The sequence below is a fragment of the Kitasatospora sp. NPDC088160 genome (assembly GCF_044741445.1).
Classification (GTDB): domain Bacteria; phylum Actinomycetota; class Actinomycetes; order Streptomycetales; family Streptomycetaceae; genus Kitasatospora.
This window is the reverse complement of the sequence record NZ_JBIUSS010000060.1, coordinates 1-1,182: the sequence shown is the minus strand read 5'-3', so window position 1 is coordinate 1,182 and position 1,182 is coordinate 1. Positions and strand designations below refer to the sequence as shown.

Sequence of the window (1,182 nt, the reverse complement as noted above, 5' to 3'; positions counted from 1 at the left end):
CCGGCCGCGACCATCGGCCAGACCATGGCGTCCTGGTGGACGATGAAGTCGATGACGACCGGGCGGTCGTTGATCTCCATGGCCTGCTTGATGACGGCGTCCAGGTCCTCGGGGCGCTCGCAGCGCAGGCCGACGCAGCCCATCGCCTCGGACAGGAGCACGAAGTCGGGGATCCGGGTGCCCTGGGCCGGCGGCGCGATGCCGTCGTGGTCGGGGCCGGCGTGCAGCACGGTGTTGGAGTAGCGCTGGTTGTAGAACAGCGTCTGCCACTGGCGGACCATGCCGAGCGAGCCGTTGTTGATGACCGCGACCTTGATCGGGATGTCGTTCAGGGCGCAGGTGGCCAGTTCCTGGTTGGTCATCTGGAAGCAGCCGTCGCCGTCGATCGCCCAGACCGGGGTGTCCGGTCGGCCGGCCTTGGCGCCCATCGCGGCCGGGACGGCGTAGCCCATGGTGCCCGCGCCGCCCGAGTTGAGCCAGGTGCCCGGCTTCTCGAACCGGATGAACTGCGAGCTCCACATCTGGTGCTGGCCGACGCCGGCGGCGTAGATCGCCTCCGGGCCGACCAGCCGGCCGATCCGTTCGATGACCTGCTGCGGGGAGAGCCGGCCGGCCGGGGCCGGTTCGTAGCCCAGCGGGTAGGTCTTCTTCCACTCGTCGAGCTTCTCCCACCACTGCGAGTAGTCGCCCTTGTGCCCGGCGTCGAACTCGGCCTGGACGGCCACGATCAGATCGGCCAGCACCTCGCGGGCGTCGCCGACGATCGGCACGTCGGCGGGGCGGTTCTTGCCGATCTCGGCCGGGTCGATGTCCGCGTGGACGACCTTGGCGTGCGGGGCGAAGCTGTCCAGCTTGCCGGTGACGCGGTCGTCGAAGCGGGCGCCGAGGGTGAAGAGCAGGTCGGTCTTCTGGAGTGCGGTGACGGCCGGGACGGAACCGTGCATGCCGGGCATGCCCAGGTGCTGCGGGTGGCTGTCGGGGAAGGCGCCGAGCGCCATCAGGGTGGTGACCACGGGGGCGCCGGTCAGCTCGGCGAGGATCCGCAGCTCGGCGGTGGCCTGCGCCTTGATCACGCCGCCGCCGACGTACAGCACCGGGCGCTTGGCGCCCACCAGCATCTTCGCGGCCTCGCGGATCTGCTTGGCGTGCGGCTTGGTGACCGGCCGGTAGCCGGGCAGCGAG

At 70.8% G+C, this 1,182-nt stretch carries 1 protein-coding gene; it reads right to left on the bottom strand.

Translation table 11 applies throughout. From position 1 onward, the window contains the following. Positions 1-1,182 (bottom strand): thiamine pyrophosphate-dependent enzyme (locus tag ACIOGZ_RS41830; RefSeq protein WP_400989910.1); only part of this gene is annotated, 1,182 nt, incomplete at both ends.